General features: G+C 62.8%; 29 protein-coding genes. 11 read left to right on the forward strand and 18 right to left on the reverse strand.

Translation table 11 applies throughout. The features are described from left to right. Positions 1–184 precede the first annotated feature (184 nt). From AC2ETI_RS14815 to AC2ETI_RS14825, 3 genes are read left to right on the forward strand one after another with little or no spacing between them, the layout of a single operon-like run. A complete protein-coding gene (locus tag AC2ETI_RS14815; protein WP_003941743.1) occupies positions 185–379 on the forward strand; it encodes a DUF1918 domain-containing protein in 195 nt (64 codons plus the stop codon). A 57-nt stretch (positions 380–436) separates the two neighbouring features. After that, positions 437–1,060, forward strand: coding sequence for a TetR/AcrR family transcriptional regulator (locus AC2ETI_RS14820; protein WP_317832864.1), 624 nt, complete (start codon positions 437–439; stop codon positions 1,058–1,060). Positions 1,061–1,117: 57 nt separating this feature from the next. Continuing rightward, entirely contained in the window at positions 1,118–1,474 is a 357-nt protein-coding gene (locus AC2ETI_RS14825; protein WP_019748838.1) for a PLD nuclease N-terminal domain-containing protein, read from the forward strand. 1 nt (position 1,475) lies between these two features. Here the strand turns inward: AC2ETI_RS14825 and AC2ETI_RS14830 are convergent, their stop codons facing one another. After that, positions 1,476–2,366, reverse strand: coding sequence for a LysR family transcriptional regulator (locus tag AC2ETI_RS14830; RefSeq protein WP_097387289.1), 891 nt, complete (start codon positions 2,364–2,366; stop codon positions 1,476–1,478). An 83-nt stretch (positions 2,367–2,449) separates the two neighbouring features. On the opposite strand from AC2ETI_RS14830, the gene AC2ETI_RS14835 reads away from it, so the two are divergent. After that, positions 2,450–3,343, forward strand: a complete 894-nt coding sequence (locus tag AC2ETI_RS14835; RefSeq protein ID WP_151531573.1) for an EamA family transporter — start codon at positions 2,450–2,452, stop codon at positions 3,341–3,343. 34 nt (positions 3,344–3,377) lie between these two features. On the opposite strand, the gene AC2ETI_RS14840 is transcribed toward AC2ETI_RS14835, so the two are convergent. After that, positions 3,378–3,971, reverse strand: coding sequence for a TetR/AcrR family transcriptional regulator (locus AC2ETI_RS14840; protein ID WP_317832869.1), 594 nt, complete (start codon positions 3,969–3,971; stop codon positions 3,378–3,380). Positions 3,972–4,026: 55 nt separating this feature from the next. On the opposite strand from AC2ETI_RS14840, the gene AC2ETI_RS14845 reads away from it, so the two are divergent. Then, positions 4,027–4,446, forward strand: a complete 420-nt coding sequence (locus tag AC2ETI_RS14845; protein WP_230544121.1) for a PaaI family thioesterase — start codon at positions 4,027–4,029, stop codon at positions 4,444–4,446. 6 nt (positions 4,447–4,452) lie between these two features. Here the strand turns inward: AC2ETI_RS14845 and AC2ETI_RS14850 are convergent, their stop codons facing one another. The 5 genes from AC2ETI_RS14850 to AC2ETI_RS14870 all read right to left on the reverse strand — a co-directional run bounded on the left by AC2ETI_RS14850 (position 4,453) and on the right by AC2ETI_RS14870 (position 12,416). Further along, positions 4,453–5,382 (reverse strand): NADP-dependent oxidoreductase, encoded by a 930-nt coding sequence (locus AC2ETI_RS14850; protein ID WP_317832872.1) that lies wholly within the window; start codon positions 5,380–5,382, stop codon positions 4,453–4,455. A gap of 66 nt (positions 5,383–5,448) precedes the next feature. Then, complete coding sequence (locus tag AC2ETI_RS14855; protein ID WP_019748832.1) at positions 5,449–6,261, reverse strand: mycofactocin-coupled SDR family oxidoreductase; 813 nt, start codon at positions 6,259–6,261, stop codon at positions 5,449–5,451. A gap of 94 nt (positions 6,262–6,355) precedes the next feature. After that, positions 6,356–8,713: a malto-oligosyltrehalose synthase gene (gene treY, locus AC2ETI_RS14860; protein WP_483634063.1), complete on the reverse strand. Its 2,358-nt coding sequence runs from the start codon at positions 8,711–8,713 to the stop codon at positions 6,356–6,358. Between the two features lie 13 nt (positions 8,714–8,726). After that, positions 8,727–11,066 (reverse strand): glycogen debranching protein GlgX, encoded by a 2,340-nt coding sequence (gene glgX, locus AC2ETI_RS14865; RefSeq protein WP_483634064.1) that lies wholly within the window; start codon positions 11,064–11,066, stop codon positions 8,727–8,729. A 57-nt stretch (positions 11,067–11,123) separates the two neighbouring features. Then, the gene (locus tag AC2ETI_RS14870) at positions 11,124–12,416 is read right to left on the reverse strand and encodes an adenosylmethionine--8-amino-7-oxononanoate transaminase (protein WP_060938922.1); all 1,293 of its coding nucleotides are present in this window, start codon (positions 12,414–12,416) and stop codon (positions 11,124–11,126) included. Positions 12,417–12,454: 38 nt separating this feature from the next. Between AC2ETI_RS14870 and AC2ETI_RS14875 the strand changes: the two genes are divergently transcribed. From AC2ETI_RS14875 to AC2ETI_RS14885, 3 genes are all read left to right on the forward strand, one after another. Continuing rightward, positions 12,455–13,600 (forward strand): 8-amino-7-oxononanoate synthase, encoded by a 1,146-nt coding sequence (locus AC2ETI_RS14875; protein ID WP_080910799.1) that lies wholly within the window; start codon positions 12,455–12,457, stop codon positions 13,598–13,600. After that, the gene (gene bioD, locus AC2ETI_RS14880; protein WP_459114256.1) at positions 13,597–14,280 is read left to right on the forward strand and encodes a dethiobiotin synthase; all 684 of its coding nucleotides are present in this window, start codon (positions 13,597–13,599) and stop codon (positions 14,278–14,280) included. Before AC2ETI_RS14875 ends, bioD begins: the two co-directional genes overlap by 4 nt. Before the next feature lie 80 nt (positions 14,281–14,360). Beyond that, positions 14,361–15,773 carry a GGDEF domain-containing protein gene (locus tag AC2ETI_RS14885; RefSeq protein ID WP_483634065.1) on the forward strand — a complete coding sequence of 471 codons (1,413 nt, stop codon included), beginning with the start codon at positions 14,361–14,363 and terminating at the stop codon, positions 15,771–15,773. Positions 15,774–15,832: 59 nt separating this feature from the next. Here the strand turns inward: AC2ETI_RS14885 and AC2ETI_RS14890 are convergent, their stop codons facing one another. The 7 genes from AC2ETI_RS14890 to AC2ETI_RS14920 form a co-directional block, all read right to left on the reverse strand. Further along, positions 15,833–17,215 carry a tripartite tricarboxylate transporter permease gene (locus AC2ETI_RS14890; RefSeq protein WP_003941745.1) on the reverse strand — a complete coding sequence of 461 codons (1,383 nt, stop codon included), beginning with the start codon at positions 17,213–17,215 and terminating at the stop codon, positions 15,833–15,835. Further along, on the reverse strand, positions 17,212–17,718 hold the full coding sequence (locus tag AC2ETI_RS14895; protein ID WP_020908043.1) for a hypothetical protein: 507 nt from the start codon (positions 17,716–17,718) through the stop codon (positions 17,212–17,214). The genes AC2ETI_RS14890 and AC2ETI_RS14895 overlap by 4 nt, the downstream gene beginning before the upstream one ends. Positions 17,719–17,778: 60 nt before the next feature. Further along, positions 17,779–18,747, reverse strand: a complete 969-nt coding sequence (locus tag AC2ETI_RS14900; protein WP_078377482.1) for a hydroxymethylglutaryl-CoA lyase — start codon at positions 18,745–18,747, stop codon at positions 17,779–17,781. Positions 18,748–18,752: 5 nt separating this feature from the next. Beyond that, on the reverse strand, positions 18,753–20,042 hold the full coding sequence (locus tag AC2ETI_RS14905) for a hydroxymethylglutaryl-CoA reductase, degradative (protein WP_195849596.1): 1,290 nt from the start codon (positions 20,040–20,042) through the stop codon (positions 18,753–18,755). Positions 20,043–20,148: 106 nt separating this feature from the next. Next, positions 20,149–22,122, reverse strand: coding sequence for a helix-turn-helix domain-containing protein (locus AC2ETI_RS14910; protein ID WP_483634066.1), 1,974 nt, complete (start codon positions 22,120–22,122; stop codon positions 20,149–20,151). Between the two features lie 10 nt (positions 22,123–22,132). Next, positions 22,133–22,648, reverse strand: coding sequence for a tail fiber domain-containing protein (locus tag AC2ETI_RS14915; RefSeq protein ID WP_019748821.1), 516 nt, complete (start codon positions 22,646–22,648; stop codon positions 22,133–22,135). Continuing rightward, a complete protein-coding gene (locus AC2ETI_RS14920) occupies positions 22,632–22,760 on the reverse strand; it encodes a hypothetical protein (protein WP_019748820.1) in 129 nt (42 codons plus the stop codon). Before AC2ETI_RS14920 ends, AC2ETI_RS14915 begins: the two co-directional genes overlap by 17 nt. Positions 22,761–23,048: 288 nt before the next feature. On the opposite strand from AC2ETI_RS14920, the gene AC2ETI_RS14925 reads away from it, so the two are divergent. Next, on the forward strand, positions 23,049–23,213 hold the full coding sequence (locus tag AC2ETI_RS14925; protein ID WP_019748819.1) for a hypothetical protein: 165 nt from the start codon (positions 23,049–23,051) through the stop codon (positions 23,211–23,213). 5 nt (positions 23,214–23,218) lie between these two features. On the opposite strand, the gene AC2ETI_RS14930 is transcribed toward AC2ETI_RS14925, so the two are convergent. The 3 genes from AC2ETI_RS14930 to AC2ETI_RS14940 form a co-directional block, all read right to left on the reverse strand. Then, positions 23,219–23,593 (reverse strand): VOC family protein, encoded by a 375-nt coding sequence (locus AC2ETI_RS14930; protein WP_021333693.1) that lies wholly within the window; start codon positions 23,591–23,593, stop codon positions 23,219–23,221. Between the two features lie 29 nt (positions 23,594–23,622). Then, the gene (locus AC2ETI_RS14935) at positions 23,623–24,036 is read right to left on the reverse strand and encodes a VOC family protein (RefSeq protein ID WP_019748817.1); all 414 of its coding nucleotides are present in this window, start codon (positions 24,034–24,036) and stop codon (positions 23,623–23,625) included. 101 nt (positions 24,037–24,137) lie between these two features. Further along, on the reverse strand, positions 24,138–24,710 hold the full coding sequence (locus AC2ETI_RS14940; protein ID WP_019748816.1) for a helix-turn-helix domain-containing protein: 573 nt from the start codon (positions 24,708–24,710) through the stop codon (positions 24,138–24,140). Positions 24,711–24,774: 64 nt separating this feature from the next. Between AC2ETI_RS14940 and AC2ETI_RS14945 the strand changes: the two genes are divergently transcribed. Together AC2ETI_RS14945 and AC2ETI_RS14950 are read left to right on the forward strand one after the other, a co-directional pair. After that, positions 24,775–25,470, forward strand: coding sequence for an AzlC family ABC transporter permease (locus AC2ETI_RS14945; RefSeq protein ID WP_483634067.1), 696 nt, complete (start codon positions 24,775–24,777; stop codon positions 25,468–25,470). Then, positions 25,467–25,787, forward strand: a complete 321-nt coding sequence (locus AC2ETI_RS14950; RefSeq protein WP_483634068.1) for an AzlD domain-containing protein — start codon at positions 25,467–25,469, stop codon at positions 25,785–25,787. Before AC2ETI_RS14945 ends, AC2ETI_RS14950 begins: the two co-directional genes overlap by 4 nt. On the opposite strand, the gene AC2ETI_RS14955 is transcribed toward AC2ETI_RS14950, so the two are convergent. Continuing rightward, positions 25,773–26,429 carry a TetR/AcrR family transcriptional regulator C-terminal domain-containing protein gene (locus AC2ETI_RS14955; RefSeq protein ID WP_336504307.1) on the reverse strand — a complete coding sequence of 219 codons (657 nt, stop codon included), beginning with the start codon at positions 26,427–26,429 and terminating at the stop codon, positions 25,773–25,775. The two genes, AC2ETI_RS14950 and AC2ETI_RS14955, sit on opposite strands and share 15 nt — an antisense overlap. Positions 26,430–26,492 lie beyond the last annotated feature (63 nt).

Below are 26,492 nucleotides of genomic sequence, written 5' to 3' on the forward strand. Positions count from 1 at the left end.
CTTCACGCGGCGGTGGTGAACGGGAATTCACCCATGAGTGAACCACTGTTCACCCCTCGCTGTCACCTTCGGTGAATATGCGATTCCTCACGACGGCAACCCGTCCAGGGTTTCCAAGTCGGTATCGCGGGAACAACGTCAGTGGTTGGTCTGCGCCCGCGCGAGCGGGCAGCGAGGAGGAGTGATGCATGCCGAAGTGGGTGACCGTCTCCATGTCCAGGGGCGCGTGGTTGGGCAGGCGGAGGTAACTGCCGAGGTCCTCGAAGTCCACGGGGAGGACGGAGGGCCGCCCTATCTGGTCAGGTACGACAACGGGCACGAGGCGTTGGTGTTTCCCGGTAGCGACGGCTGGATAGATCACCCCGGAAAAGGCTCTTGAACTGCACGATTCTTTCCATGCATGGCCGTTGCATCGAATGCGGCTAAAGTGTGCGCAATGGAGGGCAGACGCCATTACCACTCCCGCGTGCGTGAAGCTTCCGCACAGCGAACGCGTGAACTCATTCGTGATGCGGCGACGACCTTGTTTGTCCGAGACGGATACGTCAGTGCCACCGTCAAACAGATTGCCGACTCGGCCGGCGTCGCCAATCGGACGGTGTTCACAGCCTTCCCGGGCGGGAAGCTCGAGATCTTCGAAGCGGCCCTCGCCGCGGCGCTCGATGCCGACGAGGTTCCACTCGGCGCGCCGAACCTGGCCTCGGACCCCGATGACGTTCGCCGGATCGTCTCCCAGATCGTGGCACAGGGCATCGGACTGCTCGAACGTGCCGGCGCTCTGATGATGGTCGCGGTCGAATCGTCAGGTGCGGATGCCGACATGCGGCGACTGTCCGAGGAATCGTCGGATCAGTCGGCCGTCAATGCGATGTCGATAGCCGAGGGTCTGTCCGAGCACGGATTGTTGAGGCCCGAGATTTCGCTCGAGAAAGCCGCGGGCATACTTGCCGCTTTCGTCTCGCCTCAGCTTCATCAGCAATTGCGTCGGGTCAGTGGATGGGATGTCGATGCATACCGAGGATGGCTCGAGTTCAACATTCGCCAGAATCTAATGTACTAATCGGTCTGTTTTCGTTAGCATGGCGAGGGTTTTTTATTCTCGGGAGGAATCGCCAGCGTGCCCTATGCCTTGTTCGGCCTCATCACGATGTTGCTGTGGATTTTCTGCATCGTCGACGCCATCACGAGAGATGACGCCTACATCCAGTACCTACCCAAGGTCGTCTGGATTCTGATCATCATCTTCCTTCCCACCTTGGGGTCCGTTCTGTGGCTGGTGGTCGGGCGCGGACAGAACGCGCCCCGCGGTTACGTCGGTCCAACCGGTTACGGCGAATACGAGCGTCCGGGACGCGCCGTTGCGCAGGATCCGGCGGCGGACGAAGCATTCTTGCGTCAGTGCCGCGAGCGGGCGGAAGAGCAGCGTCGAATTGCAAAGCAGCAGCGCCGCGACGGCGACGCTGATCGGATTTGAGTTATCGGTAGGCCGTGAGACGGTCCAGCACGAGCCGAAGCGGCGGCCACGACGATCGGCCGCGACGCGTCACCGCATGGGCGGTGAGGATGACAGGCGGATCGGTCAGCGGCACGACGCGTACGCCTTCGCGGGTCGTGCGTTCGAGTGGCATCAGCCCCACGCCGTAACCACTGAGGATCAAGAGTTCGACCAAGTCGAGACTGTCGATCTGGTGAGTGATCCGAGGGGTGAATCCAGCCAGTGACGCGAGGGTTCGCACAGCGCGCTCGTCGGCTGTGTTTCGTGAGTTCACTATCCATGGTGTGTCTGCGAAGGCGCGGAGATCGATCCCGGATTTCGTGGACTCGTCGGGTGTGCGGGCGTTGTCGGGAACGCATAATCCCCACGGCGTCGACCAGAGCGGTAGTGCTTCGAGTAACGAGCTCGGGGATGCGGGGGCGAGGTTGTAGTCGTACGTCAGCGCGAGGTCCAGGTCATCTCGTTCGAGTAGGGCAAAAGCCTCGGCCGGTTCGTACTCGCAGATCACCACGTCTACCTGTGGATGGCTGTGTTGCAGGCTCAGGGCGACGGGGAGCATCGCGGTTCTGACGGCAGTAGCGAATCCGCCGACTCTCAATGTCCCCTCCGGTTCGGCGGTCGGATCGAGGTCCAGGCGAGCTGCATCCACGGCTGCCAGGATGGTGACGGCATGATCGGCGAGTCGTTGACCGGCAGGTGTGAGGCGAACGCGTCGGCCTTCCGGTTCGATCAATGCAGTACCGGTTTCCGCGGTCAAAGCCGCGAGCTGTTGGGACACTGTCGATGTCGTGAGGTTGTGAGCTTCGGCGACCGCGCGCATGGAACCCAAGCGGGAGAGTTCGAGGAGGAGATGGAGTCGACGGGTTTCCATCGTTCGATCATTCACTAATCGTGAACATAATGTAGGTCAAAATCGCGTGGACACGAACGGTTGGCGTCCCGTTCAATTCAGCTATGGATACGAAAGCGCGGGCCGGAGTGGGCCTGGCTGTTCTGGCGATGTTGTGCGTGCAGCTCGGGCTTGCCGTGTCGGTGGGTCTGATCGATCAGCTCGGAGCAGACGGAGCAGCGTGGATACGTCTCGCCTGGGCGGGCATCATTCTTCTGATCATCGTCAGGCCCCGTTCCTCCGCGTTCACTCGCAAAGCGTTTCTGGCCTGCGTGGTCCTGGGTGTGGTCACCGCCGGCATGACGCTGTTGTTCATGGCGGCCGTCGAGCGTCTTCCTCTGGGAACGGCAAGCGCGCTGGAGTTCTTGGGTCCGCTGACGGTTGCTTTGCTCCGGGGGCGTGGCCGCGTTCTGTGGCCGGTTCTGGCAGGCGTGGGCGTAGTCCTTCTCACTGAACCGTGGGCAGGGACAGTCGATCTGGTCGGTGTGGCGTACGCACTTGGCGCGGCGCTCTGCTGGGCGATGTACATACTGCTCACCCAGCGGGTCGGCGACGAGGTTGCCGGTATCAACGGGCTGGCGGTGTCGATGGCGGTTGCCGGGTTGGCCGCGACAATTGCCGTGGGCCACTCGGCCATTGGGCGGCTGACCCCGCACCTGGTTCTCGTGGGCCTCGGACTTGCGATCTTGCTGCCCGTCGTGCCGTTCGTTCTGGAGATGGTCTCACTGCGGCGGCTGTCGACAGCAGCATTCGGCACGCTGATGAGTCTCGAACCCGCTTTCGCGCAGCTCATCGGTCTTGTTGTGTTGCAACAAGTTCCGAGTGTTCTGGCAGTGGCAGGTATCGCATGCGTCGTCGTCGCGGGGATCGGCGCGGCCCGCGGTGGTGCTCGGGGTGGTGGGAAGCCGGCAGGCCCACCCTCCGATTCCGAGCGAACGTACCTTTCGGCGCCTTCATGAGACCGAGAGTGCCGTTCGCTCAGGGCATGTCAGCTCAGTGCACGGCCGCCGCAGCGATGGCTCCGGCGAACACGTCGGCGACCTCGCCGAGCGAATCGAGGATCGGTTGACCGGATCGTTCGACGCGAGCCCGCACCAGCGAACCCTCGAGTGCGGACACTGCCAGGACGGCAAGCCGTTCCGCTCGAGTGTGTGCGACACCGGACTCGATCAGTGAGTCGCGCAGTAGCGAAGTCCACTGTCGGTAGACCGCCTGTCCTGCGGCTGTCACGCTCTCCGAATCGGGGGCAAGTTCCAACAACACCGTCGTGATCGGCGAGCCTTCGTGGAAGTCCGAATCGCTCACCCATCCAGCGAGCAGCCGCGCATACTCGCGCAGCAGTGCTCCGGCGTCCGGGTGGTTGTCGGCGAGTTCGGTCAGAGTGTCGGTGACCAACTGCCCGCCGACGCGGACGACCTCTTCGCCGATCTGCTCTTTGCCGCCGGGAAAGTAGTGGTAGAGCGAACCTTTCGGGGCGCCACTCGACTTGAGGATCTCGTTGAGTCCCGTAGCCGCATACCCCTGGCGGCGAAACAGATCGGCTGCAGCTCGTACCAGTGCTTTGCGGTGTTTCGGGGGAGTCGCCACGAGTTGGAGCTTAAACACCCCAGCGATCCACCACAATCTATGTAGACTGGTCTACATGGAACATTCGGAAATGCTGGAACAGTTGCGCGCAGTCAACGCCTCGGCGGCCTTCAACCGGTGGGCCGGATTCGAAGTGACGGAGGCCGAACCAGGACATGTCTGCCTGCGGCTCGAATGGCGTGAGGATCTTGGCCAGTACTCGGGACACTTGCACGCTGCGCTTGTGGCGGGACTTATCGACACTGCGTGCGGATTTGCCGCCTTTACACAGGTTGGTGTCGTGGCGGCGTCCAACTGCGCGGTCAATTTCGTGAGCCCGGGAGTCGGAACGGCATTCGTCGCCACGGCACGCTCGGTCAAGGCTGGGCGCAAGCAGGTGTTCGTCACTGCCGAGGTACATGCCGAACGCGAAGGCGAATCCGTGCTCGTCGCGTTCGGCACTACCCTCTTGGTTCCACTCGCCGTTCAGGCTTAGGGAACCTCAGGGAATGAGGATGAACTTCCCGGCGGGATGAGAACTCTGCAACTCGGTGTGAGCGAGGGTGACGTCTGCGAGCGGGAAGGTCTTGGCGATCTTCACGGTGAGGTGTCCCGACCCGGCTTGTTCGACCAGTTCGGAGCGAGCCTTCAAACGTGCTTCGGCACTTGCCGGATTGCCTCCGCCGACAGACGCGAAGCCGTCGGTCTGGGCGCGTCCGAACGCGACGATGGTGACGATACGGCTCTTGTCGGTGACCAACGCCAGAGATGTATCGACGGCTTCGTCAGTTCCGGCGGTGTCGAAAGCGGCGTCGACACCGTTCGGTGCGAGTTCACGAACGCGGGCTTCGAGGCCCTCGCCGTAGAGCACCGGCGTGGCGCCGAGCGAGCGCACGTAGTCCTGATTCGATGCTCCCGCAGTGCCGATCACGGTGGCACCGCGTGCTGCGGCGAGCTGAACCGCAATAGCGCCGACGCCACCGGACGCGCCGTGGATGAGGACGGTGTCCCCGGAGCCGACGCGAATGGTGTCGAGGGCGTCGACTGCAGTTCCGCCGACGAGAAGGAGTCCGGCCGCCTGTTCCCAGCTGATGCCGGCGGGCTTCGCGGTGATCGAGGAGACCGGAACGACTACCTGTTCGGCGTAAAGACCGTTGCCGGGGCTGACGATCACCTCGTCGCCGACTGCAACACCGGTAACGCCGTCGCCGACCGCCGAGACGACGCCCGCTGCCTCGCCGCCGAGGCGGATCGGAAGTTTCTCGGGATCAGTGCCGAAAGCACCGCTGTAGAGCTTGAAGTCGAAGGGATTGACGCCGATCGCCTTCACGTCGACCAGGACTTCACCTGATTTCGGCGCCGGTAAATCGATGTCCACCAGCTCCAGGACCTCGGGCGTGCCGTACGTCTGCGCTACAACAGTTTTGGTCATGTCTCGCGCAACCGTCCTCGGGGAAGCGATATTCCCCGAGGACGGGAAAAACTCGAGAAGATTCGATCAGCGGATCAGGGTGCCCAGATCGAGCGGCATCGCGATGCCGGTGATGTGATGGGCCTCGTCGGAACCGAGGAACGCGACGGCTGCGGCGATGTCCTCCGGCTGGCTGACCGGGTCTGGCAAGGTCTGCATGAAGATCGGACCGAGGGTGTGAGCGTTGGCGTCGATGAGCGGCCGCATGTCCGTCATCTGCATTCCGGTTTCCACGCCGTGCGGGTGGATGGTGTTGACCCGAATGTTGTACTGCCCCAATTCCGAGGCCATCGTCTTGGCCAGACCGGTGATGCCGTGTTTGCTCGCGACGTAGTGGCCGAGGAAGGGGAGCCCACGCAGGCCGGCGACGGAGCTGGTGAAGATGATCGAGCCACCGGTGCCTTGCTTGATCAGGTGCGGGATCGCTGCCTTGGCGGTGTGAAAGACTCCGGTCAGGTTGACGTCGAGCGTTTCCTGCCACTGCTCGGGCGTGATTTCCCAGGACATGTTGGCAGAACAGATTCCGGCGTTCGCGACGACGACGTCGAGGCGCCCCAGTTCGTCGATGCCGGCATCGAGCGCCGCGGACAGCGCAGAGAAGTCGCGGACGTCGGTCTTGGTAGCGACAATTCGTCGGTCCAGAGCCTTGACCAGTTCGACTGTCTCGGCCAGGTCGTCTTCGGTGGCGCCGGCGTAAGACGTGGATTCGAATTGAACACACGCGTCGACGGCGATGATGTCTGCGCCCTCTTCTGCCAGCCGGACAGCTTCCGCCCGCCCCTGACCGCGGGCTGCTCCGGTGATGAAGGCAACTTTTCCGGTGTATCGATTGGCAGTCATGCTCAAACCTCCGAATAGTGGTGACGATCTGCTCTTCGGAAGTTAGCGCGACGAAGTTCTTTTCGGGGGTGAATGTCCAGTCAGCGGAAACCGCTCAGCACACCCTGGTCAACAGGGCACATGGTCCGTCGGCGAAGACATCGCGCGCATCTGCGGACGTGACGGGTTGTCCGCTCAGTGCGTCGAGCCATTCGCCTTCGGGAAGGTCGATTCGTGTGTCTCGCCAGCCGTGCGACGAGAGTCCGAGCGAATGTCGCGTCGCCAGAGCAACGACCATGGGCGGATCACCTGCCGGGCCGCGCGAGAAGCCGACCAGATGACCGGATCCGGAACCTGAAGCGAAGATGGGCCGGTACTCACCGTGATCGAACCACGAGGGGTTCTCCCGCCGCAGTGTCAGTGCCGTGCGAACGAGGTGCAACTTTGCGGTTCCTGTCGCGTCGATCGGCGCGGCGCCGGATTCGAGCAGTGATCGCCTCGTTCCGTAGTCGACAACGCGCCGGTTGTCCGGGTCGACCAGCGAGTCCTCCCACAGCTCCGTGCCCTGGTAGACGTCGGGAACTCCGGGCCCGAGGAGTTGGAGCAGCTTTTGGCCCAGAGAGTCCGCCCAGCCGTGACGCGCGATCCGGCCGACGAATTCGCTGACCGAATCAGCGACAGGTCCGTCGAACACCTCGTCGATCCAGCGGTGCACTGCCGACTCGAAGCCGACGTCCGGATCGTTCCAGGAAGTCCTGGCGCCGGACTCGCGGACGGCTTTCTCCGCATAGGCGTGTAAACGCTCGCGCAGCTCTGGAACCGAGGCTGCCGAGCGGCTGTCCGCCGGCCACACACCGATGATGTTCTGCCACAGGAACAATCCGGTAAGCGGATCAGGGCTGGGGCACGCGTTTTCCCACTCGCGAATCAGCCGGGACCACAGGGTCGGCACCTGAGACACAACACCGATCCGTGCCCGCACGTCCTCGCCGCGTTTGGTGTCGTGAGTGGACAGACTCGTCATCGCCCGCGGCCACCGCTTCGCTCGGTCCGCGTTGTGGAGATGGAATTCGGCGACGGAGACGGCAAGTGATGCAGGGTTGCCGCCGACTTCCTGACGTGAGACCAGTCGCGCCGTCCGATAGAAGAGTCGATCTTCGACGGACTTCGCCATGACGGCGCCGCACACCTGCTGGAAGCGAACCGCCGCTTCACCGCCGTTCACCAGGGACTGCGCCAGCACGTTGAACGCTGCTTCATGCCCAGGAGCCAGTTCGTGCATGTCGCCGACGATGCGAGCGGCCAAACCGGCGAGCGGACTGTAGTCGGATCGATAGACCGGCATCCGAGCGATCGCGACGACAACTGCGTCGTTCAGTTCGGTCTCACTGCAACGACTTCCGGTTTCGCGTCGGATTGCGCGCACGAGTCTGCGAACCTCGGGTGCAAGGTCACCGCGCCCGGTGTCGCGTTTGAACTGACGTTCGGTGTGATGCAACCACGTACTGTCCCCGTCGTCGCCGGTCAGATCTGCGGAGAGTTCGGTCAATTCGAGTTCGGCGGCGGGATCGACGAAAATGCCGCCCAGTTGATTGAGTGCGTCGTATCCGGTGGTGCCGTCGATCGGGAGCAGCGGATCGAGTGGTTCCGTATGGCCGAGGATCTTTTCGATCACGAGCCACTGATCTGGTCCGATCAGTTCCCGCAGGCGCCCCAGATACTCCGCCGGATCGGCGAGTCCGTCCGGGTGATCGATGCGAACGCCGTCGATCAGTCCTTCGTCGACCCACGACTTCAATTGCCGATGGCAGAGTTCGAAGACTTTGGGGTCCTCTTGGCGCAGTGCAGCGAGTTCGTTGACGGCAAAGAACCGTCGGTAGTTGATGATTCCGGCGTTCCACGGTACGAGTCGGTACGACTGCCTGGAGTGGACCTCCTGTGGAGATCCGAATTCGGTGCCGGAGGCGACAGGGAAGCGGTGCTCGTAGAACGCGAGAAGTGTTTCCTCACCATCCTTCTCGACAGTCAGTGCGTCGAGATCGTCCTGGCTGCCCAGCACCGGGAGCGAGAGTTTGCCGTTGGCCCCGTTGTCGTCTGCCCAGTCGATGTCGAAGAAGTCCGCGTACTCCGACGACTGCCCGTGCGTGAGAACGTCCCACCACCAAGCATTTTCGCGAGGTTTGGCGACACCGACATGGTTGGGGACCAGATCGACGATCAGGCCCATCCCACGTGATCGAACCGCGCGCGATAGCTCCACCAAAGCCTCGCGGCCACCAAGTCCTTCGGACACGGTCGTCGGATCGGTGACGTCGTAGCCGTGCGTCGACCCGGACGTCGCAGTGAGGATGGGGGAGAGATAAAGATGTGAGACCCCCAATGCCTCGAAGTAGTCCACCTGTGCGGCCGCATCACGAAGAGTGAATGCATCCGGTCGCAACTGCAGTCGGTAGGTGCTGGTTATCGGGGCCATGTGCACGTCTCCCTCAGGCGGTTCTGCGAAGTACCGTCAATGCTCGCGCTTTTACATCCAATGTTGTTCCGGCCTTGATCGCGGTATCGCTCTCACCAGTGGGGACCGAGGTGTCGAGTACGACGGTCCACTCCGACGCGTAGTCCGCGTTGGGGGTGGAGAATTCGAGATCTTCGTAGTGAGCGTTGAAACACAGGAGGAACGAATCTCCCGTGACACGCTCGCCGCGGTAGTTCGGTTCCGGGATCGCGTCGCCGTTGAGAAAGACGGCCAACGACTTACCGAAACCGCTGTCCCAGTCGGCCGGAGTCATCTCCTCGCCCGACGGCGTGAGCCAGGCGATGTCTCGGCCCTGATCGCCACTTCGAATGGGTCGGCCCTCGAAGAATCGACGACGCCGGAAGACCGGGTTCTTGGCGCGCAAGGCAATTGCGCGCTTGGTGAACTCGACGAGGTCCGCATTGGTTTCCGCGAGAGTCCAATCCATCCATGACAGTTCCGAATCCTGGCAGTAAACGTTGTTGTTACCCTGCTGAGTTCGGCCCATCTCGTCGCCATGAGCAAGCATCGGGGTGCCCTGGCTGAGCATCAGCGTAGCCAGGATGTTTCGGCTCTGACGTCCACGCAGTTCGAGGATTTCCGGGTCGTCTGTGGGGCCTTCGACGCCGCAGTTCCAGGATCGGTTGTGCGATTCGCCGTCGTTGTTGTTCTCGCCGTTGGCTTCGTTGTGCTTCTCGTTGTACGAGACGAGGTCGTGCAGGGTGAAACCGTCGTGGGCGATGACAAAATTGATGCTCGCGCCGGGGCGACGTCCGGTCGCCTCGTAGAGATCAGAGGATCCGGTGAGGCGGGAAGCGAACTCGCCCAGCGTTGCCGGCTCACCACGCCAGTAGTCGCGGACGGTATCGCGGTACTTACCGTTCCATTCGGTCCACAGGCCTGGGAAGTTGCCGACCTGGTAACCGCCTTCGCCGACGTCCCACGGTTCGGCGATCAGTTTCACCTGACTGACGATCGGATCCTGTTGCACCAGATCGAAGAAGGCGGAAAGGCGGTCCACGTCGTGCAGTTCACGGGCGAGTGTGGAGGCCAGGTCGAAGCGGAAACCGTCGACATGCATTTCGGTGACCCAGTACCGCAGCGAGTCCATGATCAATTGCAGGGTGTGCGGATGACGGGCATTGAGGCTGTTGCCCGTTCCGGTGTAGTCCATGTAGTGCGCTTCGTCGCCGTCGACCAGTCGGTAGTAGGCGGCGTTGTCGATTCCGCGGAAGCTGATGGTCGGCCCCATGTGGTTGCCCTCGGCAGTGTGGTTGTAGACCACGTCGAGGATCACCTCGATACCCGCCTGGTGGAAACTGCGCACCATTGCCTTGAATTCCGCCACGGCCGCATCGGGTTTGGCGGCCGAGGAGTAGTCGGTATGTGGAGCAAGAAAGCCGAAGGTGTTGTAGCCCCAGTAGTTTCGCAGTCCCTGATCGAGCAGCACCTGGTCGTGCATGAACTGATGGACCGGCATCAGTTCGATCGCCGTGACACCCAGATTGGTGAGGTGCTCGATGATCACCGGATGCGCGAGTCCGGCGTAAGTGCCGCGCAATTCCTCCGGAACTCCGGGGTGCGTCGCGGTCATACCCTTGACGTGCGCTTCGTAGATGACCGTCTCGTGGTACGGACGCTTCGGCGAGCGGTCGGATGCCCAGTCGAAGAACGGATTGATGACGACGGTCGACATCGTGTGACCGAGCGAATCATGCTGGGGGAAAGGGATGGTAGCGGGTTCGTCGACGAGCGGTTCGGGATCGAAGGGTTCTGGGTCGAGGCTCTCGTCCGATTCCTGATCGTCCGTGGGTGACTCGTCTTCGAGGCCCACCTCGCCCGATTCGGCTTCCGAACTCGTTTCGTCGGTGGCTTCTTCCGGCTCCACGGCAGGATTTTCGTCGTCTCCAGCAGGTTCGGGGTCCGCCGCCGACTCGACGTCGTACGAGAACAGTGAACGGTCTCCGTCGAAGTCTCCGTCGAACGCTTTTCCGTACGGGTCCAGCAGGAGTTTGCTCGGATCGCAGCGCAGACCTGCAGCCGGATCGTACGGCCCGTGCACGCGGTAGCCGTATCGCTGGCCGGGGGACACGGACGGAAGGTACGCATGCCAGACGTAACCGTCGACCTCGTCCATCCGAATGCGGGTTTCGGTGCCGTCCTTGGCGATCAGGCACAGTTCGACGGCTTCGGCGACCTCGGAGAAGAGCGAGAAATTGGTCCCCGCGCCGTCGTAGGTGGCACCGAGTGGGTACGCACTGCCAGGCCATACCGGGATGGGAGTGGCTGAGGGCGCGCTCGGCGGTTGATCCATGAATCAGACCCTATCGGGTGCAGCCGATCGAATCTTGTCGACTGTCTACGCCGCTGATCACCGTTTCGCCTGGCTGCGGGCGGTTGCAAGCATTCCGGCTGTGATCTGTTCCACCTCCGCGTCCGAACACAGGTACGGAGGCATCGCGTACACCAGGTTGCGGAACGGTCGAAGCCAGACCCCGGCGTCGACGGCCGCATCGGTGGCGCTCTGCATCTCGACCGGCTGCTCGAGTTCGATCACCCCGATTCCGCCTTTGACTCGAACATCCACCACCCCGGGAATTGTGACGGCTTCGGCGAGGCCTCGAGTGAGGCCACGTTCGAGGGTTGCGACGTCACGCCGCCAGTCCATTGCGAGCAGAAGTTCGGTCGACGCGACCGCGACAGCGCACGCGAGTGGATTGCCCATGAAGGTGGGGCCGTGCATCAGTCCGCCGCCCTCGCCGGCAGTGATGGTCTCTGCGATCTCCGTGGTGCACAGCGTTGCCGCCAGACTCATGTACCCGCCGGTCAGTGCCTTGCCGACGCACATGACGTCGGGACTGACGCCGGCATGATCGGCGGCGAACAGTTCACCGGTGCGTCCGAATCCGGTCGCGATCTCGTCGAAGACCAGGAGGACTTGGTATTTGTCGCAGAGGTTACGGAGGTCGATCAGGTATGCCGGGTCGTGAAAACGCATTCCGCCGGCGCCTTGGACTACCGGTTCGACGATCACCGCGGCGAGGTTCTCGTGATGCTCGGCCAGCAGCGTTTCCAACTCCTGCACGTATTCGGGGAGATAGTCCGCCGGGGGAGTCTGCGCGAAGACCTGAGGGCGAAGGACGTCGGTCCAGAGAGAGTGCATGCCGCCGTCGGGGTCGCAGACGCTCATGGGGGTGAATGTGTCGCCGTGATATCCGCCGCGCCAGGTCATCAAACGATTTTTCGACGGTTTTCCGAGGCTCCGCCAGTACTGCAGGCACATCTTGACTGCTACTTCGACGGCCACCGAACCGGAGTCGGAGAGGAACACCTTGTCGAGGTGAGGTGGTGTGATGTCGACGAGTAGTCGCCCGAGGCGAGCGGCGGGTTCGTGCGTCAGTCCGCCGAACATGACATGACTCATCTTGCCCAGCTGCCGTGCAGCAGCAGTGTCGAGCACGGGATTGCGGTATCCGTGAATGGCGGCCCACCACGAGCTCATACCGTCGACCAATCGGCGGCCGTCGGAGAGCGTGAGGGTAGCCCCCTGGGCAGAGTCGACGATCAGCGGACGAGTCGACGCGGGAAATGATCCGTACGGATGCCAGAGGACATCGGCATCGATGGCGGAGACGTCATGGGGATCAAGTCCGGTTGTGAGCACGGATGCACCCTAACCATTGAGTTGAACGGTGTTCAAGTATGGTCGGAAAAGTGAACACCTCGCTGAATTGGCTCACTGCCGTCGAAGCGGACCGTAGGGCCGCTGGACTGCGCCGCGAACTCCGTCCTCGCACGGTCGACTCCCCGTTGATCGACCTGGCGTCGAACGATTACCTCGGACTCGTGCGGCACCCCGACGTGATCGAGGGTGCAACGGCGGCTCTGCGCCGTTGGGGCGCGGGCGCCACGGGTTCGCGTCTGGTCACCGGCACCACCACCGAACACGAACTGCTCGAAGTCGAACTGGCCGAGTTCGTCGGGGCGGACTCCGGACTGGTCTTCTCTTCCGGCTACACAGCCAATCTCGGCGCGGTGACGGCGCTCTCGGGTCCCGGATCGTTGATCGTCTCCGATGCGGGATCGCATGCCTCACTCGTGGATGCCTGCCGCCTGTCACGTGCCCGGGTTGCGGTAGCTCCGCATTCGGACGTGAGCTTTCTCGCCGACACGTTGCGCAGCAGAGTGGAAGAGCGAGCGCTGGTCGTCACGGATTCGGTCTTCAGCGCCGACGGAGACCTCGCGCCGCTGCGGGAGATGCATCAGGTGTGCCGCGAGTACGGGGCGATCCTGCTGGTCGACGAGGCGCATGGCATCGGTGTGCGCGGTGCCGGTGGACGTGGACTCGTCCACGAGTCGGGCCTGGCGGGTGAACCTGACGTCGTCGTGACGGCAACGCTGTCCAAGTCGCTCGCCAGCCAGGGCGGAGTTGTACTCGGCGACAACAAGATTCGCGCGCATCTCATCGACGCGGCAAGAACGTTCATCTTCGACACCGGTCTCGCTCCCGCCGCTGTCGGGGCGGCCAGAGCTGCACTCGCCGTACTCCAGCGCGAGCCGACGCGAGCGCTCGACGTCCTGGCCCGGGCATCCGAACTCGCCGACGTCACCGGTGCGCCGTCGCCTGAATCTGCTGTCGTCTCGGTCGTTCTCGGCGATCCGCAACGGGCGTTCGATGCCGCGTCGGCGTGCCGGGACCAGGGGTTGCATGTCGGTTGCTTCCGCCCGCCGTCGGTTCCGGAAGGAACGTCACGGCTGCGTCTGACCGCACGAGCGACGCTGTCCGCATCCGAGATGGAGCAGATCGCTCTCGTACTGCGCGGCGTCTTGGCCGGTGCCCGAGCATGAGCATTTTCCTGGTGACCGGAACGTCGACCGACGTCGGAAAAACAGTGGTGACAGCCGCATTGGCATCGGTGGCCTTGCAGTCGGGCAAGTCGGTTGCAGTGCTCAAACCGGCCCAGACCGGCGTCGACGTGGACGGTGCGGGTGATCTGGCCGAGATCGAGCGTCTGACCGGTGGCGGCATGACGCTGGTCGAGTTGGCGCGGTATCCCGAACCTTTGGCGCCGGATACTGCTGCACGTCGAAGTGGTCTCCCGTTGTTGGCGCTCGACGACGTAGTCCGAGTTGCTCGCGACCTGGACACCACCCACGACTTGACCCTGATCGAAGGTGCCGGCGGCTTGCTGGTTCGGTTGGGGGTGGACGGGTTCACCGCGCGCGATCTCGCCGCAGCTCTGGCAGCACCGGTAGTGCTGGTGGTTGCGTCCGGCCTGGGCACGCTCAATCACACCGCTCTGACCGTGGAAGCGCTGGGTGCATCCGGTGTGGAATGCGCCGGGTTGGTGATCGGTTCGTGGCCGCAGGAACCGGACCTCGCCGAGAGGTGCAATCGCGAGGATCTTGTCTCGGTCAGTGGTGTTCCCCTTCTCGGGTTGATGCCTGCGGGAAGTGGCAGCGAGAGTGTCCAAGAGTTTGCTCAGACCGCTTGGGGCGCGCTCGGTAAATCTCCTTTGGCCATCTGACGCCGTAACATCCGATTTGTCTGCATCGATAGCCAAGGCACAGTGGGGCGAATTGTGAGTAGGTCAGTCGAATGTAGGTGGTGAGCACGGTCGAAAAGTCGTTGTCGTCATCGGCCGTACGTCGCGCACTGCTTATCGGCGTAGTCGTCTTCGTCTCGTGCCTGGTCGGAATTCTGAGCCGCCTACCGGGCACGCTTGCTGTCTTCTGGCCGGCCAATGCGCTGCTTCTCGGGATTCTCTTTCGATCGCCGCGCTCGGCCACACCGCTCACCTGGATCTGCGCTGCAGCCGGCTACGTTGGAGGCGACCTCATCACGGGCGGGGCGTGGGAGTCCACGGTGTGGCTCAACGCGGCCAACATCGTCGGTGTTGCGAGTGGCTTTTACGCCTTCCGCTGGGTGGGCGGCGACGATCGTCGACTGACCAGTATTCAGTCCGTCGGCTATCTCGTGTCGATGACTGTCGTGGCCGCGTCGATGGCGGCGCTCGTGGGCGGAATCGCGAACCGCGTGCTGTTCGGCGGGCAGTGGTGGGACGGCTGGTTGCTCTGGTTCTCGAGTGAGTTCGTCAACTACATGACCATCGTCCCGTTGGTGCTGACTTTCCCTTCGCTTCGGCGGGTGGATCGAGACCCGAAAGCTGTTGCCACACTTCTGCGTCGATCAGTTGTTCCGGCAGCGCTGCTGGCCATCTGCATCATCTTGGAGTGGGTGATCGGCGGCGCCGGAGCGATCGCGTTTGCCATGCCGGCGCTGGTGACTGCCGCTTTGCTCACCAATGTCTTTGTCACGTCGGTGCTCACCGCCGCATCAACTGCCTGGACGTTGGTACTGACGGCCGACGGGCATCTCGGATTGTCCAGCGAAGGCGTCTCGCCCGTCAGTGCGTCCGTCCAGATCGGATTGTCGTTGCTGGCGGTAGCGCCGATCGCGGTGGCGTGTGTGATCCTCGAGCGCCGCCGCGCGCTCGAGGCACTCACACAGGCCGTCACCCACGACGATCTCACCGGTGCGTTGCGCCGGGACGAGTTCTTGCGGCGAGGCGGCAGCGTGACGGGTGCGCCCGATCCGCGTCGCCACTCTGGTCGTCCGGTGAGCGTCCTGATGATGGATCTGGATCACTTCAAGATGGTGAACGACAACCTCGGTCATCGCGCCGGCGATACCGCGTTGGTGAGTTTTGCCGATCAGGTGCGGCGGAACCTCGATGACAAGCATCTCTTCGCCCGGTTGGGCGGTGAGGAGTTCGTCGTACTGATGGCCGGCGTCGATCTCGAGGGTGCGACCGAAACGGCCGAGATGATTCGACGCGCACAAGCGGAGAATTCGTCGGCGGTGTTGGGTGAACTCGGGCCGACGGTCAGCATCGGCGTCGCATGTTCACCCCACGGCGACGCAGACCTGACGCAATTGGTCGATTGCGCCGACGAGGCGTTGTACCGAGCGAAGAAGCTGGACCGGAATCGAACCGTGGCGCTCACGGTCGGTAGCTGAAGAAACACGTGCGGACCCGCATTCTTGCGGGTCCGCACGTGTTGGTTGAATCCAGCGAATCAGAACAGATTGATCAGGGCAGGAACACTGAACAGCGCCACGTAGTAACCCATGAACAGAACACCGCCGTGAATCTTGAACAGGCGCCCGAGAAGGCCACCGACCAGGCCGACCGTCACGGTGATCAGAAGCCCGAGGATGCCGCCCTCCCAGATGCTGATGACCACAACCAGTCCCGTGAACACCGCGATCACAGCTTCGTGACTGATGTGCTTGACCACCGCCGACGCAGCGCGGTACGCGTAGTTCATGGCAAACGGGTACGCGATGACCGTTGCCGTGACCACTGCGAGCAGTCCGTAGAGCAGGAACTCCCACTGCGTCAGGTACGTGGAGAGATTGTTGATCACTCCGGTTTCCTGATTGGTCTCGAAGACCGGCGGAGCGTTGAACAGAGGGGCCGCGGGACCTGCTGCCAGCGGGCTGAGCGGAAGGCCGAAGGCCACGAGAGGGATGAGGGTTTCCGCGATGTAGGTGGATTCCGTCGTACCGTTCTTTGCCGAGACCATGGTGGTCAGTCGGTGATAGCCGTTCTTGATCCGCGCACCTACCAGCTCACCCATCAGAACTGTCATGGCGACAGGGCTGAAAACGAACGTTGCGCTGGACACCGTGGAAGCGGCTGCGGTGTAACCGATCTGCTTGCGATCGAGGACCTTCAGAGGATTGGGGAAGTATCCCTTCCATCCTTTGATGTCCGGGGCCAGTGCGACGGTCTTGGGTTCGCTGCGTTCCATGTCCTTGCGGCTCGACGGCCCCAGGGTCAGCGCGAGGTCGGCGATCAGCGGCCCGACCGCAATGGCCAGGAAGTAGCTGATGTTCAGCGACACATCGTAATTCGACGTCAACGCGCGGGCACCGAGGATCAAGATGACAAACGGAACGAGGGCGACCACCCCGGCCCAGCGGCCTGGTGAGGCGTAGGCGATGCCGATGGCGGCGACCAGGAACAGCCACGGTGCGATCGACTGAACGGTGTCGGCGAACGGCGCGAGGATGGTCGCGAACAGAACGGCAACCGGCACGGCGACGAACGCCGAGATCACTGCTCCCGAGATCGCCTTGCGGAGTGCGATGTGCGGGATGCCGAGTGAGCGCATCATCTGCGCTTCCGGCAAGAGCGGAATCGCCATCGTGTCGCCGGGAATGCCCAGCAGCATCGTCGGCACCGCATGCGTCATGTGTTTGGCGATCGCACCGGAGAGGAAGAACGTGAAGACTGCCGCCGGGGGAGCGCCGAGCAGAATCACGAGCAGAGTCAGCGGTGCGATGGTGGCGGTCTCGTCCGTGCCGGAGATCAATCCGATGAACGTGAACGCGACAGCACCGATGATGCCGAAGAGAACGGCGATGAGAATTTCGTTGGTCAGAACCGAACTCATGCGCGCCCACCGTCCTTCGGCGGGTTCGAGGGCGATGTCTTCGAGGCCTGAGCGTGCTCGGCCTCGGCAGCGGCGAAGTGGTCGTACAGACCTAGTTCGCGAAGTTCCTGTCGGCTCTGCTCCGGAATGTCGGCGAGAGTGCCCAGACCCTGACGCTGCTCACTCATCGTCGTGATGACACCGTCGATCGACTCCGCGTCGGCGGCGGCCAAGGCGACTATCCGCTTCGGCTTGATGAAGATTCCGCAGACGACGCCGGCGAGCAGGCAGGCAGCGATACCGACCAGCAGGCTGTACGCCTGGGCCAACGACGGTTCGTTGACGACCCGTTCGAACAGAGACTGGGCCGCAAGCAGAGCCGAGGCGCCCACGACACTGCCGACTGCGACGGAGATCGCGAGGTGTCGACCGTTGACAGTGTCGCCCCAGACTTCGAGGTATGTCTGCTGATCGGTCGGCGCGGTTGTGGTGGTCGGCGTCGTTGCCGACTGCGGTGGTGACATCAGTCTTCTCCAGTGTCATGCATGGCAGGGGGTCGTACAGGGAGGGGCTGCTTGCGAGTGTCAGGTACGTGCTGCGCGGAGGGCGGTGACGACTCGGGACGGACTCGAGTGTCCGATCTGTTCGGCCATCCAACTACTTGTGTCGGTAAGGGAATCCAGGTCGATGCCGGTGTCGATCCCGAGGCCGTGGAGCATCCACACCAGATCCTCGGTGGCGAGATTCCCGGTCGCGCCCTTGGCGTACGGGCACCGTCCGAGACCACCTGCGGAACTGTCGAATTCGGATACTCCAGCGGTCAATGACGCATAGACGTTCGACAGCGCCTGGCCGTAGGTGTCGTGAAAGTGCATGGCGATCTGCGATGTGGGGATGCCACGTTCTCGGAGGGCGTCGAGTAAGGCGAGCACATGGCCAGGTGTGCCGACGCCGATGGTGTCGCCGAGTGAGAGTGACGTGACACCGCTGTCGACCAGGGTCTTCGCGATGTCGGCGACACGTTCGACGGGCACAGTGCCTTCCCAAGGGTCGCCGAAGCACATCGAGATGTAGCCGCGGACGGGAAGTCCCAGAGCTCTTGCGGCGGCAGTGACCTCGGTGGCCGCGGCTATAGCGCCGTCCACCGTCGAGTTGAGGTTTCGTTTCGCGAATTCCTCTGTAGCGCTGACGAACACTGCAACTTCGCGCGCTCCGGCGGCAACGGCCCGCTCGAGACCCCTACGGTTCGGGACAAGAACGACCGTACGTACCGAGTCCGGCAGGTGCAGCCGATCCATCAATTCTTCCGCGTCCGCGAGTTGCGGGATCCATCGAGGTGAGACGAAGCTCGTCAATTCGACAGTGCGGGAACCCGCCGCGACGAGGCGTTCGATGAACTGGGCTTTCGTCTCGGTCGGGATCACCGCCGTCTCTGCTTGAAGTCCGTCGCGTGGCCCGACTTCGTAGATCCGGACCGAGGTCGGTAGTCCCGGCGCCGGCACTCGATGAGGCGCCGGCTTCCACACTGGTGATCCTGCAACTGTTTCGGTCATTGTCGTCAGTTTCCGCCGCGGATCTCGGTGAGAACCTTCTCGGCATGTTCGACGCGAATGCTCTTGTCCGCGATCAGGCGTGCGACCACGGCGTCGATCTCGCTCTTCTGCGCTCCGGCGGTGGCAGCGATGTTGCGGGCGTGCAGTCCCATGTGTCCGCGTTGGACACCTTCACTGGCCAGAACGCGGACAGCGGCCAGGTTCTGCGCCAGACCGACTGCCAGGATGATGCCGGCGAGTTCCTCGGCGCTCTCGACGCCGAGCATCTTGATTGCGGCCTGCGCTACGGGGTGCACTTTGGTGGCCCCGCCGACGAGGCCGACCGGCATGGGCAGCTCGAGGGTGCCGACGATGTTTCCGTCGGCATTCTTCTCGAAATGCGAGAGCGAGGAGTAGATTCCGTCGGCGTTGACTGCATGGGAGTGGCATCCGGCTTCGACTGCGCGCGTGTCATTTCCGGTAGCCAGCACTACGGCGCTGATGCCGTTCATGATGCCCTTGTTGTGCGTCGCGGCGCGGTAGGGATCCAGCTCCGCCAAGCGCGCGGCATGGATCAGGTTGTCCACAACCTCTGCGCCGCCGATCAATTCGGCGTCGAACACGGCGCGCACGCGCGTCAGCCGCAGATCGGCCTTGTTGGTGAGAATGCGCAGGACGACGTGTCCGCCGCCGATCTCGGCGACTCGATCCGCGATTGCCTCGGCCATCGTGTTGACGGCGTTGGCGCCCATGGCATCTCGTACGTTGACATGAAGATGGAGGACCACGTAGGTGGCCTTGTCCGAAGGAACGATGCGAACCGAAATGTCCTTCACACCACCGCCGACGCTGACCAACTTCGGGTCCTGCTCGTTGGCGAGTGCAATGATTTCCTCGCGAGCCTCGAGGAGTCGGATTCGGGCGGCCGCCGGATCCACGACGTCGACGAGTTGTATCTGGGCCTGCATGATCGGCGGGGTGCTCGAGACGTGAAAGCCGCCGAGTCCGCGTGCGATGCGGGCAGCGTTACTCGCGGCTGCGACTACCGACGGCTCCTCGGTGGCGAGAGGGATCAGGTAGTCCGTGCCGTTGATCGTGAAGTTGGTGGCGACGCCGACCGGGATGCCGATGACACCGACTACGTTCTCGACCATGCGATCGGCCTGATCGATGGTGAGACCGTCGGCAGCGTCGTAGACCGCGATGTCTGCTTCGGTCAGGTCCGTCTGGCGGACGATCTCGGCGCGCCGTGCGGCGACATCGTAGGACCGGAAATTGGCGATACGGCTATTGATAGACCGGCTGTTGATTGACACGGGGGGTGGTCCTCCTGAAGTGATTCTGTGCTCCGCTTCACAGTAGGGAGGGTGATGGCTGCCAGGCCACGTGCTCAGGGCACATCGATCGGTCGAAATTGTAGTGTCATGCACCACCGTCTTTGTCGACGGTCTCACCCCCGGCCTCTTCGGCGCCCACTTGCCGAAGCTCGTCGAGCCTCGTCGCCATGGACACCCGAAAGAAGTTCTCGTCTTCACGCCACGAGTGACCGAGGAGCGTGCGGATGCGCTCGAGACGCTGAATGACGGTGTTCGGGTGATAGTTGAGGGCGCGGGCAGCCTTGGTCGGGCTTCCTTCGTTGCGCACGAGGGCGCGCAGGGTCGCAGTGAGATCGGTGTCCTTGTCGCGATCGTAGGCGAGTACCGGGCCGATCACGTCATCGATGAACTGATGAAGTGATTCCGGATTTTCGCCGAACAGAACGGTGTACGGCAGATACGACGCCGTCGTGACCGCGCCGTCGGTCTTGCCCAACGCCGAGAGCAGGCGAGCAGTACGCAGGGCAGAGGTGAAGCGCGCCGGGAGGTCTTCGGGACGCTCCGCCGTTGCCGGCGCAATCACCACGGCGTGAGGTCCCACCGAACCGGTGATCTGGCGGTGAACGACGGTTGCCGCGGCTGCCGGGTTCCCCGAGCGCGAGACCACCGCGATCAATCCGGCGTGCTGCGACGCCAAAGCCCCGACCGGCAAACTCTGCCCGATTGCGCGGAGCGCAGCGGTGCGGAGTTCCGGAGCAACCGACACCACGAGGACGGTATCGAGTTCGCCGAGGGAGATGCCGAGGTTGCGGGTCCGACGTTCGAGATCGCGCCTGCGCTCGGGCGCAGTGCTCAACAGATCGGCGACCAGTTCGTCACGTGCGCGCCGATCCGCTGCTGCCGCCGCCGTGTGTTGCAACACGAGGATCGCAGTAACCTGAGCGGCCCGTTCCACGGTCCTGAGTTCGACAGGTCCGATCGGCGCGTCCGAACGATTCAGCAAGATGGCCCCGAGGAACGATTCTCCGGCGGTGATGGCGCTGACGAGTTGGATCACGGTTTCACTGTCATCGGCGACAAACGTGCATCGGCCGCTTCGGCGACTCTGGTCGATGGCCTCGGACACGGCGCGAGGTAGAGACAACGGCACCGTCGTGATCTGCTCGCCCGAGGATTTGACCAGAGGGCGTAGCTCACTGTCGACCACGACGGTGCCGCGCTCGAGTGCGCTGCTGAGGGTTCGTGCAACCTGGGCATAGCCACCGCCGCGGAGAACGGCGTGGATCAGATCCTGGTGGACGATGTTCGACTTGTCCCGCGCGGACACGTGCTCACGCAGTTCGTCGAGTGCTCGCCCGGTCTCGGCGGCGGATTCCTCGGCGCGATCGAGCGCCCGCGCGGTTTGCAGGACCACCGAGGCATGATCCGCCAGCGCCGAGAGCAGGGCTATCTGATCGGCAGTAAATCGTCGTTCCCGGCGGTCGGCGGCAAACAGGACTCCGAGGATCTGGCCGTCCGAGAGCATCGGCACGCCGAGAATCGCCACCAGCCCTTCGGCGACTATCGCGGCGTCGACCACCTCGTCGTGACGCGACTGCGTGTAGTCGCTGTAGTTCTGAACCCATTGGGCTGCTCGAGATTCGGCAATCGCACTGACCAGTCCCGCGCCGGCGGGAACCTGCAAATGCTGTAGTTCCGGCGAGACGGCGCCTGCTGTCTTTCGAACATTCAGATCTCTGGTGACCACATCGAACTCGGAGAGGTACGTGACGTCGGTGCCCATGATGTCGTGTGCTCGGTTGACGAGTCGCTGGAGCAGAGTGTCCACGTCGCGAACTTGCGCGAGTTCACGCGCACTCGAGTAGAGGACCGCCAATTCGTTCTCGCGACGGCGCAGTCGGCGGAATTCCGACCGACTGGCCCGGATGCGGGCCGCGGTCTCCGTGATCTCCGTTGCGCCGAGGCCGAATTCGGAAAGTACCTGTTCGACATGTTCGTCACCGACGGAGTCGGACGTCACGTCGAACAGCGCGGCAATCTCGTTGGGTTCCGAGTCGGAGTCTGAATCAGGGGCGCTCACACCGAACAAACTACAGACCTGCGGACCTACCGAACTCGTCGAGCGGCGGGGATGTGTGACTGTTGTTGACTTCTAATGCATTTCGATCCGTACCCGTGCCTCCCAGTTCTTCGTGCAGTCTGTCCATGTCCTTCTCGAGCGCGCTGACCTTTGTCTCGAGGGCGAGAACTTTGCGGTTCAATGCTTGGATGCTCGCCATGCAGACGCCGTTTGCATCGACGGCCGAGATCCGACGGGTGTTGGATCCCAGGCCGAAGACTGCGGCAAAATCCTGTGCCATCGGTCCGAGATGACGGATCGACTTGTGGTCGAAACCGTAACTCCACGTGCTGATTCGGAGAGCCGTCAACCGGTCGAGCACGTCCTGGGCGCTGGTGGGAACGGCTGCGTCTGTGTCCACGCCGCGGCGACGTGTGGCGTGCGAGAGCACCCACTGCGCGGGGTGGCGCATCGCCGCGTTGACCCGAGTGCTGACCCGAGTGCCCAAATATTCAGTGCGCTCGCCCTCGTCAGGCGGTGAGGTCACGTTGCGCAGTTTTGACGGTCTTGTCGCTCAGCAGAATTCCCGCTCCCGCGCCCAGTAGTCCGAGGCCGATTCCGACAGCAGCGCTGCCGAGGCCCAAAGCAATTCCCAACATGATTCCTCCAAAAATTGTGCGGTGAATTGAGGGGCCAGGTGTCCGACGAAAGTGCTGCCGACCTGCTCCGCGCTCATCTTTCACATTGCTCCGCCGTGCGGGCGATGACAACCCGTCTGGACCGAATTTCTCGTGGAAAACACAGGCGTGCAACACTGGGTCAAGAACTGCTGGGTCATCGGCGCCTTGTCGGCGCCGTACGGGCGGCAGTAATCAAGTAGCCATCGACCGATCTCTAACGCAGGTTTATCTGCGCGCGGCAACGATGACCAGGCAAAAGGGTGGCATGTGAACGAATCGAGCAATGGCTTGTTTTCCGACCTCAGCGCGTCGGAGCCCGTTGTCGACGCAAAAAGCGCCGAGCAACTGGCGGCCGAGCGTGAAACTGCGGCAGCAGAACGCTCCAACACCGACACCGCTGAACAGCGGCAGTCACAGCTGTTCAGCGGTTAAGCGCGTCAGGACTCCTTGATTACCGACAGAACATTGCCGGCTGGATCGGTGAACCACGCGATGTCGGGGCCGTTGCCACGCATGATGCCTCGCGCATCCTGGGGGAATCCGTCGTATTTCAGGAACTCCACGCCACGTGCGGTCAGTTGATCGACGGTTGTGTCGATGTCGTCGACGACGAAGTTGAGAATCGTGTACGTCGCCGCTTCGTGATTCGGTTTGGGATAGACGAGGATTTCGGTTCCGCCGGCAAGATGTAGCCGAATCAGCCCCATGTCTTCATCGGTCACTTTCAGCCCGAGTATTTTGCCGTAGAACTTCTTTGCAGCATCGATGTCTGTCACCGAAAATCCGCTGAATGCTTTGGTGTCCGCAAGCATGACTGTCTCCGTTCCTAGCTGGTGTCGGACTAGGTGGGTTGGGAATCCGTCATTCCGGATTCCATGTCGGCCCTGGCTTCCTCGCTGAACTCGATGATCTGAACGTAGTTTCCGTCGGGGTCGATCGCGGTGGCGAACAAACTGCCCCCGCGGACTTCGAGCGGAGCGTGCCAGTTTCCGCCGAGTGCGTCGATGCGCTGTGCGATCGACCGGGCGTCGTCGGTCTCGACGTTGAGGAACATGCGACCCGGTTGGGGGTTGGTCTCACCGACGTCGTCGCGTCTGTCGAGCATTACGTAGAAACCGTTGAAGTCGAGGACGTCGTAGCCAGGGTCACCGGGAGTCCGGTCGACCTTCGGGGCGAACGCCTCGGCGTACCAGTCGCGCAAGCGTTCGGGGTTGGTGCTCGAGAGCAAAATGCTGCTGATGCTGGATCCGGACATGGGTCCTCCTGCTGTCGGTCGTTACTGTCGTCGGCAATCGAGGCTCTGGCCACATCACCTCCCAGATACAGACTTCCCGCAGCGGCGAAACTCATCGCGGCTCAGATGTGTTCCGACACCATGATCGCCGTCGTCCCTGGTTCGAGCGCCCGAAAGATATGCTCCTCGTCGCCGGGATAAGCGAGATAGTCGCCCGGTCCGAGCTCGATCGGATCTGCAGTGGGCCCGACCTCCGCTCGCCCGGTGCCGATCACAACGTGTTCGGTGGTGCCGCGCGCATGCGGAGTCGAAATACGCGGCTCGCCCGGTTCGGCGACTATCCGATACAGATCGCGTCGTGCGTTCGGTGGGCTCGGCGACAAGAGCGTCGCGATGTACGACGCGTTTGCCGAAGCAATTGCGGGACCTTCTCCGGCTCGAATCAATTGAACGGTCTGTGCCTGCGAGTCGACGAGTTGTGAGAACGGCACACCCAACGCGTTGCCGAGTGCCCACAGTGTTTCGAGGCTCGGGTTCCCGAGGCCGGATTCGAGTTGGGAGAGTGTGGATTTGGCGATGTCGGCGCGCCGCGCCACCTCCGAGAGGCTCAAGCCTGCTCGGGCACGTTCGCGTTTGAGTGCGACGGCGACCAGTTTCTGAGGAGTCTCCGCTGTATCCGTTTCATTACTGGTCATCGTTCGATTCTCCGATCGGTCGTTCTACTTGACGAACGGTGTCACTTCGTTCAACATAGAATACATGCGTTCTTTATGGCGAACAGTTGATCGAGGCACGGTTCGGGTGAGCGTGCTGATCTGGCTCTCCGTGGCCATCGTCGGTGTGTCCTACGGAGTGACGGCAGGATCGGCTGGATTCTCGTTGTGGCAGCTGTCGGCATTGGCTGTACTCGTTCTGGGAGCGTCTTCGGAGTTCTTGTTCATCGGAATTATCGCAGCCGGAGGCAGTGCCGCCGCTGCTGTTGTGGCGGGCTTGTTGATCAACTCACGTAACTTCGCCTACGGGATGTCGGCAGGACCATTTCTCGGCCGGGGTCGCTACAGAGATTCAGGCTGGCGCAGAATGGTCGGCGCGCACCTGGTCAACGACGAAAGCGTCGCGGTCGCCATGGCGCAGGGATCGGTGGAGCGTAAGCGTGCGGCTTTTTGGTTCTGTGGAATCGGGATCGCGGTGTCGTGGCCGATCGGAGCGCTGCTGGGCGGGCTGCTCGGCAGCGTCGTCCGAGACCCCGGCGCGTTGGGATTGGATGCCGCGTTTCCGGCTGTCATTCTGGCCCTTGTCTTGCCTGCGCTGAAGGAAAAGGTGACGCTGCTTGCCGCCCTGATCGGTGCAGCAGTCGCGGTGGCCACGTCGCCGTTCCTGCCGCCCGGTACCGCGCCGCTCGTAGCGCTGCTGAGTATCGCGGTGACGATACCGTTCCGGGAGAAGGTTCGATGAATACCGCGTCGGTCTGGATCGGTATTGTCGTGTTCGCTTGCGGCTCTTACGCTTTGCGGGTAAGTGGCGTTCTGCTCCGCGCTCGGGTGAAGCTTTCGAGCTTTGCCGCGAAAACCCTCGATCGTGCTGTCGTGGTGCTGCTGCTTGCAGTGGTTGCGACATCGACGATCTTCATCGGGCATGACGTTGCAGGGCCGGCGCGGATGCTCGGTGTGGTGGCCGGAGGTATCTGCGCCTGGTTCAAGGCGCCGTTGGTACTAGTGGTGATTGCCGCGGCCGGCACTACTGCATTACTACGGCTGTCAGGGGTGTCGTAGAGCCGATTCGGTGCGCGTTGAATGTGTGGTCGAATTCAGGCGAGTGCGGATGCCGTCGATGAACAGGTCCAGGCCGAACTGGAAGCGCACTGTCGGATCGCCGTCGAGGAGGTCCTCGTCGGAACCGCCGCCGATCACCTCGGGGGAGTCGGGGGAAATGGGTGCTCGGGTAAGTGCCCCCATTTCTTCCATCTGCGCTCGGGACTGCTCGTCGACGGTGTGGCCGAGCACGTAGTACAGCAGGGCGTACGCCGCGAGTTGGGCATGCTCGCGTGATAGCCCGGATTCTTCGCCGGCGTGTACGAAGTGCTCGCGCACCTTGCTGCTTGTCATCCGCGAGGCGAAGGTGGCACTGACCAACTCGGCGCCGTCGCGGTGCGCCAGCAGGGCAGACCGAAGTCTTTGTGCCAGTTCGGAATACGCCTCTTGCCATGTCTCTGCGTCTACGGGAGTGTCGAGGTCTTCGAGGATCTTGTCGACGACCGCACCGAGCAAGGTCTGCTTGTTCGGGAAGTGCCAGTACAGGGCGCCGGGTTGGACACCCAGTGACGTTGCGAGCCTGCGCATCGTGAGGTCGGCAAGTCCGAACTCGTCGAGTATCGCCATGGCGCCGTCCAGCACGTCGCCGCGTCGCAACTGCACTTGTTGTTCCCCTCGTTTCGTCCCGCTGTGGGGCGCTCGCGATCGGATGTCGATCGGACCCGC

It is taken from the genome of Rhodococcus sp. MurmanLake-1, assembly GCF_056945715.1.